Origin of the sequence: Mucilaginibacter lappiensis (assembly GCF_900155965.1) — a bacterium.
GTDB lineage: Bacteria > Bacteroidota > Bacteroidia > Sphingobacteriales > Sphingobacteriaceae > Mucilaginibacter > Mucilaginibacter lappiensis.
This window is the reverse complement of the sequence record NZ_FTMG01000003.1, coordinates 358,513-373,071: the sequence shown is the minus strand read 5'-3', so window position 1 is coordinate 373,071 and position 14,559 is coordinate 358,513. Positions and strand designations below refer to the sequence as shown.

10 protein-coding genes are annotated in these 14,559 nt (G+C 41.8%); all 10 read left to right on the top strand.

The window, feature by feature from the left end; translation table 11 throughout:
- The first annotated feature begins 31 nt into the window (after nt 1-31).
- The 10 genes from BW976_RS08805 (at nt 32) to BW976_RS08760 (ending at nt 14,359) form a co-directional block, all read left to right on the top strand.
- Nucleotides 32-1,624 carry a hypothetical protein gene (locus tag BW976_RS08805; RefSeq protein ID WP_076372512.1) on the top strand — a complete coding sequence of 531 codons (1,593 nt, stop codon included), beginning with the start codon at nt 32-34 and terminating at the stop codon, nt 1,622-1,624.
- A gap of 48 nt (nt 1,625-1,672) precedes the next feature.
- Entirely contained in the window at nt 1,673-5,146 is a 3,474-nt protein-coding gene (locus BW976_RS08800) for a hypothetical protein (protein WP_076372510.1), read from the top strand.
- Between the two features lie 66 nt (nt 5,147-5,212).
- Nucleotides 5,213-6,085 carry a papain-like cysteine protease family protein gene (locus BW976_RS08795; RefSeq protein ID WP_076372508.1) on the top strand — a complete coding sequence of 291 codons (873 nt, stop codon included), beginning with the start codon at nt 5,213-5,215 and terminating at the stop codon, nt 6,083-6,085.
- A 184-nt stretch (nt 6,086-6,269) separates the two neighbouring features.
- Nucleotides 6,270-6,836, top strand: a complete 567-nt coding sequence (locus BW976_RS08790) for a hypothetical protein (protein ID WP_076372506.1) — start codon at nt 6,270-6,272, stop codon at nt 6,834-6,836.
- A 3-nt stretch (nt 6,837-6,839) separates the two neighbouring features.
- Nucleotides 6,840-7,505: a hypothetical protein gene (locus BW976_RS08785; protein ID WP_076372504.1), complete on the top strand. Its 666-nt coding sequence runs from the start codon at nt 6,840-6,842 to the stop codon at nt 7,503-7,505.
- A complete protein-coding gene (locus tag BW976_RS08780; RefSeq protein WP_076372502.1) occupies nt 7,463-8,266 on the top strand; it encodes a sensor histidine kinase in 804 nt (267 codons plus the stop codon). Before BW976_RS08785 ends, BW976_RS08780 begins: the two co-directional genes overlap by 43 nt.
- Complete coding sequence (locus BW976_RS08775; RefSeq protein WP_076372500.1) at nt 8,256-8,909, top strand: response regulator transcription factor; 654 nt, start codon at nt 8,256-8,258, stop codon at nt 8,907-8,909. The genes BW976_RS08780 and BW976_RS08775 overlap by 11 nt, the downstream gene beginning before the upstream one ends.
- 458 nt (nt 8,910-9,367) lie before the next feature.
- Nucleotides 9,368-10,237, top strand: a complete 870-nt coding sequence (locus BW976_RS08770) for a M57 family metalloprotease (RefSeq protein WP_076372498.1) — start codon at nt 9,368-9,370, stop codon at nt 10,235-10,237.
- A 389-nt stretch (nt 10,238-10,626) separates the two neighbouring features.
- Nucleotides 10,627-11,463: a M57 family metalloprotease gene (locus BW976_RS08765; protein ID WP_076372496.1), complete on the top strand. Its 837-nt coding sequence runs from the start codon at nt 10,627-10,629 to the stop codon at nt 11,461-11,463.
- 91 nt (nt 11,464-11,554) lie between these two features.
- Nucleotides 11,555-14,359 (top strand): S8 family peptidase, encoded by a 2,805-nt coding sequence (locus tag BW976_RS08760; protein WP_076372494.1) that lies wholly within the window; start codon nt 11,555-11,557, stop codon nt 14,357-14,359.
- Nucleotides 14,360-14,559: the final 200 nt, after the last annotated feature.

The following is a 14,559-nucleotide window of genomic DNA, read 5'->3' as shown; positions in this document are numbered from 1 at the left end:
CATATCACCTTAATTCCTAAATCTTATTTTTATGAAAAATACCTTCATTTTTAATCAGTTTGACATGGTTGTTTCCATGAGCCAGCAAACTATTAATGACCAGCTTACCCATTTATTAAGAACGGGTACCATCCATTCCTCATTTATCCTTGCACAGGTTATTGAGAACAATAATTACGTGTACAAGGTATTGGATGATGAAAGCCAAATTCCACCCAACTCGGCTTATATCAATGCCAGTATTTTACCGCAGGTAAATATTTCAAGCAGTGGTTTGGATATCACTTTTGTATTGAACATGCTTTCTGGCACCGCGGCGTTCTGGATTGGAAACGGGCCACTGTCAAGACTAACCACTTTTGATATCGATAACTGGAGCTATGGTATCGATGTGAACATGGATCTTTTTAAACTGGAACAGGACGATATCGGTAAAAAAATAACCGTTCCGCCATTAGTGGAAGACCAATTGAAAAACTTTACCGACAAGATGTTTTCGGTGAACTCGCTTTTAATGGACTTTGAATCGGTTGATCTGATCCAGTTTAACCCTACGCATACCAATGCCGGAAAATCTGGCGATGTGGGAATTGAGCAAATGGTGCTCTTTATGCAGTTTTACCTCAAATGGCTCATTGCTTCGGGTAACCCTTATGTATTGGGTTACGCCATCAATCAGACCGATCAAAGCGAGGTGCCGACCAATGAAGTGGTACCCGATCCGCTTAAACCGGTAGGCACAACTTACTCCATGTATTCCGATGCCGTGAACCCGGCAAAAAGTAATCTGAATTTTGTTTTGGCTACCAAGGGTGGTTTCGGGCACATCTCCGGCTCACCGGGTACATTTGATACCAACTGGATAGGCGATAATGAAGATATCAATGCCAAAATGATCATTTCGCACACCGACCTGGTAGAGTCGCTGATCCTTAAACCCCTTTATGAGAGTCTGCAAACCAGTGTGTTCAGTCAGATTAACGGTAATATTGATGTATCCAGCGGTAATAGTTATGAAAACGGTAAAGCTTTAACTGCAACTGGTATTTCCTATACCATCTCTAACGTGAACAGCGGTGACGATCAATATGTAAACACGATGAATGTTACCCTCAATAACCAGGCAACCAGTGTAGATATTGTTGTTAAAGGGCATATTCAGCTTTATAAAGAGGTGGATAAAAATATGGGCTTTTGCACCGCTAAAGCACACGCCGGAGGTACGGTTGATTGGACAGGTAAATTTAGTATTGAATCGACCAAGGACGAACTGGGGAATCCTACTTTAAAACTTACCCAAAGTACCACCATAGATAATTGCACCTCCGATTCGGATAAGAATGATTGCGCCAAGGCATTTGAATGGATAGGTAAAATCCTGGGAACTATCCTTGACCTCATTACCCTTGGCCTGGATCAGGGATTCTTCACCAAACTGTTTGATGATCTGATGGATCTGCATATACCTAACATAGGTAATATCGGGGCCGCGTTCGGAAACATCTCTAATGCCGTTCGTACTACCATTTTGCTGCCGGGTGGCCAGGTGTTTTATTTCAAAACGCCATCTATTGATACCGAAGGTAACTTCTACCTGCAGCTTACCTACAAATCAGAGAATTAACGGCTTACGGCCCTTTTAGTTTAACCAGTATTTAAAAGAAAATATTTTATGGAAAATCATTTAAATGATGTGCTTTCCCTGCCGGCTGCGGGTTTACCCAATGTAAATTCAGTTCAGCTGCTGGTATCATGCGAGTTGATGAAAAATCAGCTTAAAGCCTCACCTATTGAACCTAATGATAATATCCTGGTGGCCCAGGATAATAATGGACAGCCGCTGATATTTACCATCGGTACCGATGGCGTTTTCAGATTGCTCCGCTTTACCAACGGATCTGCCGATGGATATACTTCCCTGGATCTGCTTGCCAGTCTTACCGACTATGTACAGACTGTAACTTTTGATCTGTCTGAAGATATTAAGGGAAGGGTGTCTATTGCTTTTGCTCTGAAACGCAAAGACAATGGTTTTACTGATCTCTTTGTGGCCGAAAACCTCCCGGGCGATTTTGACTGGACAACGTTTGTCGCTTCCTGCAAAAAAGTGCAGGGCATTGATGCTGCTTTTACCGCCGATCATATCCGCTTGGGTACAACAGATATCAACAATAACGCGCTGATCCTGGTTTCGGGCAGCATTAACAGCAATGAGTATTATTACCAGATCAACGGTACGGACTATACTGCTGTGAAATTAGAGCTACCCGAAAATGTACACCAGCCTACAGAAATAGAAACCGGTTTTGCGTATGGCCAAAAAGGCAAATTTTTCCTGTATAACATCGGCGGTTCGCAAACGCTGGAATGTACCACTATTGCCGATAAATTTCAGGGCAGTATAACGTATGATTTTAGTCCGGGTAATACCAATATACCTCAAAAATATAGGCAGCTCACCTATAATTGCATGGCTACAGCTCAGGGTATGCAAACAAACCCGATGCTTATTTCATCCGACCTGTATGTGGGTACAGACCAGGGTATTATCCTGTTCAACGGGTGCAAGATATCAAACGGTGGTTTTCAGGTAGTTACCGATCAAATTAAAGATGTTCATCAGTTGTATATAACTGAGGATGCCGGTAATATTTCGGTATGGGCTATGGCCAGCCCCAGCAGGCTATATTATATATACGGTAAAAGGGCAAAAGGTGGCTACACCTGGAATGATGCTATTCTTTTTAATTCGGGAATTATACACATTGCACCTATAAGGAATAAGGTCTCGCTGGCTAATGAACTGTTCCTGGTTGATCAGAGCGAAAACCTGATCCATTGCTGGCAGGATCCTACTTCAACTGTATGGAGCCAGCGCACGCTGAATACCAAGAGTGATGCATTCCTGCTTAATTTTGATTCCTTTACTACCCAAATCAGTATGACTGATCAGGATGGCAAGATCCTGCCTGCGCAAAATGTGTCCATTACTTCTTCTGAGTGGTTATTTGCTACCATCAATGGTAAAGTATATAGTCTTGACAAGGATAACCCAGCTATTGTGCCCACAGACTCCCGCGGGATGATCAACATCATCCAGATGACGGATCATATCGCGGCTCCCATTTTTCACCTGGAAGCCGACTTTTTGGATAAAACCATCAACATCTATCCAAACGGAAAAATTCAAAAAGGACTTTCGGAGATCAGTTCGGGCGATGATATTAAAAATGCCAAAGATGCTGACGGAAAACCGGTATTAACCACCGATCAATCCGCAGATACATTGGATGGAGTGGCCGGGGATTTAGGGCAGCTTACAACAGCCACCGCCGCGCATAAAATAGGTGTGGTGCAGGACGGGCATTTGTTTATTTCGCTTACCGATAAAGGAACTAAAGAAACGGGTAGACTTAGCCTGGACCATATAGCCGACAATTTAATGATAGGCATGAAGCTGGAGAATGGGGCCTGGGTACCACATACAGATACAACAGGCTTTATCAAAGCGGGTGGTGTGTTTGATGACTTCCTGATTTTTGCCGGCGACGCATTTCAATGGTTGGAAAACGCTTTTGTTGATGGTATTAAATTGATAGATAAAGGCATAACTTATTTGAAAGATGGCGTAAGCTTTATAGTTAAAAAAGTAGGTGATGTGCTGCATTTTGTGCTTACGCTGGCCGATAGGATACTGACCATTGTACTGGATACTATGTTAACGGTTTTTAAAGCCATTAACTGGGTGTTAAAATTAATCGGGATTGATCTGCAGGCTATTTTACGCTGGTTGGGGCATTTATTGGGGCTTGATGCTGTATGGGAAACCCATAAGGTTATTGCCGAATTAATGAAAAATGCGGTTATCTACGGTACCAATCAGTTAGAAGATAAGCTGGATGATCTGCAGGCATTTTTGAGTAAAACCTTCAATAATGCCGAGGATATGATATTGAAGCAGGTTTTACCAGCCAATATCGGCAGTCAGAGCCTTAGCCAGGGTGGATCGTTTGATAATCCCTTAAGTTCATCAGCTGGAAGTTGGATCTTTTCGCAGATCTTTAATAATGATCTGTTTGGTGGCGGCTCGTCGGGTTCTGTAAGTCATAACCCGTTTGAGCAGTTTGTAAATGATATTATCGAGCCCACGGTATTGGGTCTGGCTGCCGATCTGGAAAATGTGTTTAAAGATTTTACGGGTATTTTATCCGGAAATATCAGCGATGCCTATAAAATGATCGGCGATCTGATCAAACTGGTTATCGATCCTATAAAAACCATCATTTTAGGGGTCATCAAATTTTTGAAAGACCTCACCGGCGATTTTCAGGTATTACTTACCGAGAGTTTGGATATTCCTTTCCTCACCACCATGTACAAATTCTTTTGCGCACTGATGGGCGAGGATGAGGATCTGACCATTGTAAATGCCATAGCCTTTATTATAGCTATCCCTTACACATTTGTAAGTAAGATAATTACTGGTTCGGCTCCTTTTGCTGATAGTGATTATGGAATGAAAGATGCCGGTTATTATGCCAATTTGTTTGGTAACCAGGTCTCGCCATTTACCCTGGCAGGCAGTTCCTCCGGGGCCCTGGCCTATTCTAAAATTGGTGGTTCCATTGCGTCGGTATCAGCCATACCTGCAAGTGTTTTAAGCCTGATCGCTTTTGCTGAAGATGGCGATGAGCCGGGCCTGAGTACATTGGATAAAATATCTTTAGGGTTTTCGCTGGTCACAGCAGCGCTGAGCTTTCCGATAAAAAAGGATGATCAAAATGATGATTCTTATATCTTAAAAACCACCACCTGGGTATTGGCCGTTATTAAGGATATCGCCTTTAAATTTATTCCTGTTAAAAAGATATCCGCAGGGGCCGAGTCTATTGTTGATATTATCATTTTCTGCATGGCGATGCCTGCCGATTCGCTTAATAACGAAAGTGGATGGGCATATACCCAGGATACACTATCCAACATCGGCGGCTCGGCAGCGGCGGGAGGTATGGCGTTTAAAGATACCGAGGCCGGCCCAGTAATAGGCGCGATAGGTGCTGGTATAGCCTATATCGGAGCTATTATTGGTATGCTCAATTGTCTGCGGTCGGATGATATTGTTCATGTGGTTAACCCTGGTGGTTGATTCCGCAACGGTTACCGTTAACAAAAGAACAGGCTGTACGCAGCCTGTTCTTTTAATTAAAACTCTATGCAAGCCAGTATTCTATTTTCAGTAGAAAAAAACTTTACAGATCATATCCGGGATTTATCATTAGGGCCTCAACAAACTGATGAAAAATTGCCGGAAGGATATCGTTTTAATTCTCCGGAATCATTTATCCGCTTTACTTTTCGTCCGGCAGTTAAAAAAACAATGTACCTGTTATTGCGCTACCAAGCCATAGCCAAAAAGAATGGCAGGAACGGCGCTTTGAACATCTTGCTCAACCAACAATGGTTAGGGCAGATGGAGATTAGTCATGACGGAAATAATAATTTAAATATGCTGGCCATCGATCCCAATAAATTACAATCAGGCAGTAACGAATTGCTGATTCGCATGGCCGGCAATCATTGGATAGTATCTATACAAGAGCTATGGATAAGTGATTATATGATCGACAGGCAATTGCAAAGTAATTGGTGCTGGGCGGCAGTAACAGCCAGTTTGGCCCGTTTTTACCAAAAGGATCATTTCGGAGATCAGGCTAAATTGGTTTCCGGGATTTTTAACAAAGAATATTGTTGTAATGGCAAAGGGTGCGGTACGTGCAATCGCCCCTGGTACGTAGGCGAGGCGCTTGACCATGCGGGTATATTACAAAGGGCGATACCTAATCCCGTTTCCCAGGAAGCGTTGATGACAGAACTGACCTGTAACCGGCCGGTGGTTGTTGTTATAAAGTGGCGGCAATCAGCTACCGGGCATATATTGGTTGTGAGTGGTTTTACCCATAGCCGTCAATTTTTAACCTGGGATTCCCGTGGGCAGCGCATGCGTTTGCTATCGTTTAATGATCTGAGTAAAGGATATGAAGGTAAATCGGTATGGGTAAATACCTTTTTTACGGGTCTGTCATAAAATCAGGTAGAAAGGGTGAAATCACCCTTAAAATAACCCCCTAATTCCCTGTTTGCATTGCGCGGTTGCTGTTAATTTTGAATAGTTAAGTTATCGTATAAATAGTTTAATCAAATCAACAAAACGAGACGGTTTTCGTCAGTTTTATTTAATATTTTAGTAAAAACTCTAAATCACTATTCACATGAAAATTACCAGATCCCTACTTGGTTTAATGCTATTAATTATTTGTTTTAACGCATGTAAACAAAAATCAGACTCCCCCGTAAATGTTGCTTTAAATGATACTATTCCCAGTCAGGATACCATCAGTATTGAGGTTGCTAAACAATACGTACATAATTACGCCAAATATGCAACCGCGGATAGCGTGCAGGATAAGGCGATCAAGAAAAAACAACCCAATACGCGCTGTATATGGTTCAGTTTAAAAAGGCTGCAAATGCTTATCAATAAAGTGAATAAAGAAGGCGGCGACGGTGTACGGTTTTATCTGGCCGCTTATGATACTACTTACAAAAAGAATTTTCCAAACACGCCTGATAGTTTATACTGGGGGCATAACACGTTATTGATGGTTTCTACCTATCGTATAAATGCCAAGATCCATCAGGATTATTATTTCAACGGACCTGCGCCTGATCCCAAATTTAACATAGGCTCCATTTTGATGGTAAACCCCGAGAATAGAGGAGAATTATGCCCGCCACCCAACCCATGTACAGGAGCCACATTACTTAGCGTGCAGTAGGCAATGTTAAAATACTTCACCATTAATACAGTAAGTGAGCTCATTTGCTTCGGTGTAGCGCTGTTTTGCTTGTTTAAGGACAAAAGCAATGCATGGCGGTTTTTCATCGTATACCTGCTGGTTACTTGTATAGTAGAAATATTAGGCATCCAATGCCGTAAAGTATGGCATACTTCCAATTTTATGTTGTACAATATTTTTGTGGTGTTGGAGTGTACTACCATAAGTTGTTTTTTTTATTACCTGTATAAACAATATCAATACAAACCCATATGGCTGATTATCTGGTTGGTCGTCTTTTTTGTTTGTTACGGAACAGAAATGATTGCGGAGAAGTTTAGCAATTTTGTTTTTGAAACAACTACGCTGATGTCCATCATATTTGTATTGGCCAGTCTGAATTTTTATTATCTGATATTGAAGGACGAACAATTTAGGCAGCTGAGTAATTATGCTCCCTTTTGGTGGGTTAATGGCGTTTTGTTTTTTTATTTTGGCAGTACCGCATGCAATATATTTTTTGATTATTTTATGGAAGATAAAAGTCTGATATCAGGATCTGTTCGATACATGATTTTTAACATCATAGATATCATCTTATATTGTTGCTGGTCATATAGTTTTATATGCAGATATCGACAAAGGACGTTGCAACGCTTATCATACTGACCTCAATAGTCTTTCTGATTGCGCCCCTGTTTTTAATCATTTACATTGGTTGGTATAACCGGCGTAAAAAGAAACATGCGGAGGAGAAAATATGGTTGCGTAAGACGTTTGACAGCGAACTGTTAAAAACGCAAATGGAGGTGCAGGAACAAACGCTGCAGACCGTTGCTTATGATCTGCACGACAATATTGGGCAAATACTGAGTCTTACGGCTATTACGCTCACTTCTATAGATATTGATGACCGGCCGATGCTTTCCCATAAAATAGAAGATGCCGGAGAGCTGATCAAACGATCGATCGCCGAGCTGCGGCAGTTGTCGCGTTTATTGCATGGCGAGGAGCTGGTGAAAAAAGGGTTGGTAAGCGCGGTTGAATTTGAGTTGGAATGGCTCAATAAGTCCGAGCGGTATCAGCTTTCTTTTGTAAATGATGGTTTTGTTTCCGTAGCTGGTCAGCGCGATAACGAGACCATCATTTTTCGCCTTTTTCAGGAGATCATCAATAATGCTATTCGGCATGCTAATGCTACGGTAATTCATGTGGCTATTGTTCAGATAGAGAAATCATTGACCTTAACCATTACAGATAATGGTAAAGGGTTTGACGTAGCGGAGGCCTTAAAACAACAAGGTGGAATGGGTTTGCATAATATACAAAAAAGAACAGCCATGTTAAATGGTTCGGCACAATTTGATTCGACCCCGGGAACGGGCACTGCGGTTCAGATCATTATACCTTATCCAATATATGTTAAGTGAAAAAATAAATATTGCTATTGTGGACGATCATACCCTGTTTAGGCAGGGGGTATCCCGCTTGCTTTCGGAGTTTGAAGATATTCATATTGTTTTTGATGCCGGGAATGGGGCAGAAATGATAGAAAGAATAAAGGCAAATACGCTTCCCCAGGTGGTTATTATGGATATTACCATGCCTGTGATGGATGGTTATGAAGCAACCCTATGGCTAAAAACGCATTACCCGGATGTTCATGTGCTGGCACTCAGTATGTTTGAAGACGAAAAGCCTATTATAAAAATGCTAAGGAACGGAGCCGGTGGTTACATGTTGAAGGAATCCAAAACTACCGACCTGGTGAATGCCATCAAAACCATTGCTCAACAGGGTTTTTTTATCAATGATAATGTTACCGGTAAATTGCTGCGTGCTATTCAAAGTAATAATTTGTCCCGCGACCCGGTGATGAACATCAGCGCCAATGAACAGCGGTTCCTGGAACTTTGTTGTTTAGAACTCACCTATAAAGAAATTGCCGATAAGATGAATTTAAGTCCGCATACCATTGATAATTACCGGGAAGCTTTGTTCCAAAGGTTTGATATTAAGTCGCGGACGGGATTAGTTCTTTTTGCGATAAAGCATGAACTGATCAAAATTTGAGCTGTCGCGTGGTTGGTTTCAGGTCAATAATAAATGAATACCTGTTTAATTATTAAGGTATTAAGAGCGGCTAATCAGGATAAGAGCACTCACCTGGAGAGCTAAAAATGGACAAGCGTGGATGAATTTCATGGGTTGTCCATTTTTATTTTACCCGTATTTTATCCGGTTGCCCGGTAGGTGTTTACACCCATTAGGTCTGGAGTTGTATTTTCTGTAAAAACTATCTTGAGTTAATTTAAATGAACTATAACGTTGATTTTTTATAGTTATTATACGGGTATATTTTTTTGCTAAATTTTAATTTTAATGATAATATTTGCTTTTGTATTTATCAAATCAAAAATTAATGTCGTTGTATTTTAATATATTTATAATCATAAACAACAAGCTGGCCGGCTGTTAACATGTTTGTTTTAAATTATTTCTAACTATTAACAAAATTAGAGTACCGACAAATGAAAAAACAACTCTTGCTAAAAATGGGGGTATGCATTGTATGTGCATCTTCATTACTAACTGCTTGTACTAAAAACAACCAAGGCGCCGACAAAAAAGCCACTCCTAAAACTGCTATCTCCGCAGATGTTGCGCAAAAAATTAAAAACCTGGGTTTTAGTGCAGATAATGTGCGTAAAATGGGCAGCAATTACATCGTAGAAGGTGATATTATGCTCACTCCGGCCAATCTTTCTGAAGCCAACACTACCAGTCCTGTTCTTAGGGTTGCCGAAACAGAGCAGTACCAAACACACAACCTGGTAAAAAACCTGCCAAGAACCATTACCGTTTCAGTTTCCAATTTGCCAACTGTTTATGCTACAGCTACAGCTAACGCGGTTGCACGCTACAACGCGTTAAACCTTACACTTCAATTTCAGGTAGTAAGCAGCGGTGGTGATATGGTTATTACCGGTTTTGATGAAGGTGTTGATTCTGATGGCTTTATCACTTTAGGCTATTCAGGCTTCCCAACCGCGTCTGGCGATCCATATAACGCCATTGGTATGAACACTAATGCCGATGCATATGGAAGCAACCCTGATGTAGGGTACCTTACTTCTGTTATCCAGCATGAAATGGGGCATTGTATAGGTATGCGCCACACAGATTATTTTAACAGGAATCTGAGCTGCGGCGTAAACGGAGGGGGTAATGAAGGAAGTACTTACAGCAGCAGCGATCCTCAGGATTATCCAGGTGCTGTACATATTCCGGGTACACCTACCAAAACATTTGATGCCGGCTCATGGATGTTAGCCTGCTCAAGTGGTACCGACCGTACATTTAATGCCAATGATAAAATAGCATTGAATTATTTGTACTAAAAAACTTTATCGCGTTTATCGTATTGCTCCTTATTGATCAATGAAGTAATGTTATTGATAAAGGGGAATGTATGAATTCTCCTTTATTCTTTAATATGCAGTATGAAAAAAATACGTGGATTATAGCTATTGGAGCTATAACACGGATGTGCATGGTCCGCGAGCGATAAAATAATTGTTGATTTATGATATAATATATATAGTTATTACATGTATTGATACAATTTTATATTATATGTGTAATATGAATTAATTATTGGCAAAATATTTTTTAATGTTTAGTTAATTTTTTAATATAATTTAATATTTTTATCATATAAACAACGGGCTGGCCAGCTGTACATTGTTTTAAATATAATTAACTATTAACACAATTAAAGTACCGACAAATGAAAAAACAACTCTTGCTAAAAATGGGGTTATGCATTGTATGTGCATCATCCTTACTAACCGCTTGTACCAAAAACAACAACCAAGGCGCCGACAAAAAGGTTGATCAATCTGCACAAATCTCTGCAGATGTAAGCAGTAAAATTACAGCACTTGGTTTTAGTACTGATAATGCACGTAAAGTGGGCGATAATTACCTGGTAGAAGGTGATATTATGCTAACCCCGGCTAATCTTTCTGAAACCAGCACCAGCCCAACACTTAGAATTGCTGAAGTTGAGCAATACCGGACAACCAACTTGGTAAAAAATTTACCAAGAACTGTTACTGTTTCAGTTTCGAACCTGCCAACAGTTTACGCAACAGCTACAGCTAATGCCGTGGCACGTTACAATGCGTTAAACCTTACGCTTAAATTTCAGGTAGTAAGCAGTGGCGGTGCTATCCAGATCATTGGTTTTAACCAAGGTCCAAGCGGTGGCTACATTACCTTAGGCTCTTCAGGTTTTCCAACTTCGGCAGGAAACCCTTATAGCCAGATCCAGATGAATACCAATGCAGCTGCTTACGGAAGTAATCCTGACCTGGGTTATGTTACTTCGGTTATTCAGCATGAAATGGGTCACTGTATCGGTATGCGTCATACCGATTACTTTAACCGTGCTTTCAGCTGCGGCGGAACTGCAACTAACGAAGGCACTGCAGGTGTTGGGGCGATTAACATTCCGGGTACACCAACAACTGCTGATGCAGCTTCATGGATGCTGGCCTGCTCAAATGGGTCTGATCGTACCTTCAACGCAAATGATAAAATAGCGCTGAACTATTTGTACTAAAAAACTTTATCATATTGCTTCTTATTGATCAATCAAGTAGTTTTACAAATAAAGGGGAGCATAACTCCCCTTTATTTTTTTAATATACAGTATGGTTAAAAAATTACCCTGTTTTATACTGATATTTTTATGTTTTAAATGCTCCTGGGGCCAAAATCCAACGAGCGATAAAACCATGACCGTGCTTTACAAAGCAGCGCCTACTTCCCGGCCATTGAACGGGAACAACACGCTTAAATATTACCTGGTTAAATTTAAAGAACCGGATAAAGTCGACATTAAAAAACTTCGCCCGGTAAAACGGGTATCCTATAATTTTTACGTAGTAGCTACTGCTGCAGATATATCAACCGACGCCAATATTCAGGAGGTTACACCAGCAAACGCCTTGTGGAAGGCCACTGATAATTTAGTGCAGCTTTTGCAAAAACATCCTTCTGGTAAGCAATCGGTAGACCTGTCAATCACTTCCCATAGCGATTCGGTGATCAGTGATATAAAAAAATACGGTGAAATAACCGCTCAAACCGAAAATACGGTCACCCTGAATATTTCGTTACAACGCCTTACCGATCTGTTACAACAACCTTATGTTACTTTTGCCAATGTTACCCGGAAAGCACATGCCGAACTGGTGATCAATGATATTGACTTGGGTATTAACCAGATTTCGGCTATTGCCGATAATTTTCCGGGCATCGATGGTAGTGGCATCAATGTGGCTATTAAAGAAGAGCGTTATGACAATGACCTCGATCTGCTGGGGCGCACCTTTACTTCGTTCCCGGCGGCAACTATTACCTCGGGGCATGCTACCATTATGGCTACTTTGATAGGTGGCAATGGTAATTCATTTATCAGGGGATTGGGGAGTGCACCAAAAGTGAGGTTCACTTCTTCAGATTTTGCCCGTTTACTGCCCGATAGTACCGCCATTTTTAAAGCTTTTGATATTGGCGTTGAAAATCACTCCTACGGTACCGGCATCGAAAACTATTATGGGGTTGAAGCGGTAGCCTACGATCAACAGGTGATGGCGAACGATTCCATTATCCATGTGTTCTCCTCGGGTAATATTGGTACTACGGCACCCACAACAGGTTTATATAATGGTATAGCGAATGTGGCCAACCTTTCGGGAACTTTTAAGCAGGCCAAAAATGTATTGGTTATTGGCGGTACAGACCAAACCGGCGTGCCGGCAGGTTTGAGCTCGGCCGGGCCGGCTTATGATGGCCGGGTAAAACCGGAGCTGGTATCCAATGGCGAAGATGGTACATCCGGCGCTGCGGCCCTGGTTTCGGGAACGGTGGCCCTGTTACAACAGGCCTACAAAAAGCAATTTAGTCAGTTACCTTCGGCCGCGTTAATCAAAAGTATACTCATCAATTCGGCAGATGATATTGGTTTGCCCAATGTAGATCATAAAACAGGCTATGGGCAGCTGAATGCCCTGGAAGCTTTGCGGGCACTTACTGATAACCGCTTTAAAAAAGGAACCGTAAGTAACCAGCAACAAGTCGACTATGCCATCAACGTTCCGGCAGGCAGCAGCCTGTTTAAAGTATCATTAGCCTGGAACGATCTGCCGGCGGCGCTGAATGCCCCCAAGGCGCTTATAAACGATCTTGACCTGTCGGTTACCACGCCCGATGGCCAAAACCTGCTGCCATGGAGCTTGAGCGCTTATCCCTCCACAGATTCTTTAACAAAACCTGCTGTTCGCCGTAAGGATACCCTGAATAATACCGAACAGGTTACTTTGCAAAATCCGGTAGCGGGTAATTATATTATTCATGTAAAGGGAAGTAAAATAGCCTCCGGCACGCAAACTTTTTATATAGCACATGGAGCTACAGTAGCAAATCGTTTTGAATGGACTTATCCATCGGGACAGAACCAGCTTTTTGCAGCTGGTGAAAACTACCTGCGCTGGCAAAGTTCGTTCAGTGCTACATCCGGCCAGCTGAGTGTAAGCTATGACCATGGTGCCACCTGGAAAGCCATCAGCAGTGTTACCCTGAAAGACAGGTATTACGACTGGACAGCCCCTGATGTTTTTACTACCGCCATGCTTAAAATGGATATTGGCAGCCAGTCATTCATCAGCAAGGGCTTTGTGCTTTCCCAACCTCTTAGTCTGCAGGTTGGCTACAATTGTACCGATGGCACACTGCTGCACTGGAAAGCGCAGCCAGGTAGTAAAGGTTACGTTGTTTATACCGTAAAGGATAATTTACTGCAAAAGCTAAGTACCGTTACCGATACCACCATTATAATACCTGCCGCGCTACAAACCTCCTCTTATTTTGCGGTAAGCGCGCAAGGCGATGGTTTTGAAGGGTTAAAAAGCCTTACTATCGATGTTAATAACCAGGGAGTAGGATGTTATGTGAAAACCCTGCTAGCCAATGTGGTGAATAGTACAATTGTGCTTAATCTGCAAATAGGTAGTGTAGTCAATCTTAAATCCATCACCTGGCAAAAACAAACCGGCTCCAATGCTTATGCTAACCTGGGCACAACCACGGTAGGCTCAGCTTTGGCTTACCAGTTTACAGATGCCAATCCCAAAAACGGTATTCAATATTACCGGGTAGAGCTCCAGACTAACGACGGCAAGATCACTTACTCCAATCTGGCCAGTGCCACGTTTTTACAGGCCAGCCAATTTACGCTTTATCCTAACCCGGTAAGTACCCAACTTAATATTCTTAGTGGTGATATCAATACGTATGATTTTAAGCTGTATGACGCCGTTGGGCATGTACGCCTGGAGCAGACCATTACTCAGTTGCAAAACACTTTTCAATTGAACCTTAGTCCCGGGGTATATATTTATGTGATCATGTTTAAAGGGAAGATTCTTACACGGGGTAAGCTGATCAAGGTTTAAGCCACTTGGACGCGGGTGTCATGAGGAACCCGTCGAAGCATGGTGAGTAGGCCTCTACACGCGCCTTTCGACAGGCTCAGGATGGCAGGCCACCCACCAACAAAAAAGCATTACCTCGTTAAAGGTAATGCTTGTATTGAGGCCGGTCAGGACCATTTAACTAAGCATATCACCAACAATATACTTAATCTTTTTTGCAC

Excerpts from the sequence above, each read along its gene's own strand:
- BW976_RS08790 (WP_076372506.1), top strand. The coding sequence starts at position 6,270 with ATGAAAATTACCAGATCCCTACTTGGTTTAATGCTATTAATTATTTGT.
- BW976_RS08805 (WP_076372512.1), top strand. The coding sequence starts at position 32 with ATGAAAAATACCTTCATTTTTAATCAGTTTGACATGGTTGTTTCCATG.
- BW976_RS08795 (WP_076372508.1), top strand. The coding sequence starts at position 5,213 with ATGCAAGCCAGTATTCTATTTTCAGTAGAAAAAAACTTTACAGATCAT.
- BW976_RS08785 (WP_076372504.1), top strand. The coding sequence starts at position 6,840 with ATGTTAAAATACTTCACCATTAATACAGTAAGTGAGCTCATTTGCTTC.
- BW976_RS08770 (WP_076372498.1), top strand. The coding sequence starts at position 9,368 with ATGAAAAAACAACTCTTGCTAAAAATGGGGGTATGCATTGTATGTGCA.
- BW976_RS08765 (WP_076372496.1), top strand. The coding sequence starts at position 10,627 with ATGAAAAAACAACTCTTGCTAAAAATGGGGTTATGCATTGTATGTGCA.
- BW976_RS08760 (WP_076372494.1), top strand. The coding sequence starts at position 11,555 with ATGGTTAAAAAATTACCCTGTTTTATACTGATATTTTTATGTTTTAAA.
- BW976_RS08775 (WP_076372500.1), top strand. The coding sequence starts at position 8,256 with ATGTTAAGTGAAAAAATAAATATTGCTATTGTGGACGATCATACCCTG.
- BW976_RS08780 (WP_076372502.1), top strand. The coding sequence starts at position 7,463 with ATGCAGATATCGACAAAGGACGTTGCAACGCTTATCATACTGACCTCA.
- BW976_RS08800 (WP_076372510.1), top strand. The coding sequence starts at position 1,673 with ATGGAAAATCATTTAAATGATGTGCTTTCCCTGCCGGCTGCGGGTTTA.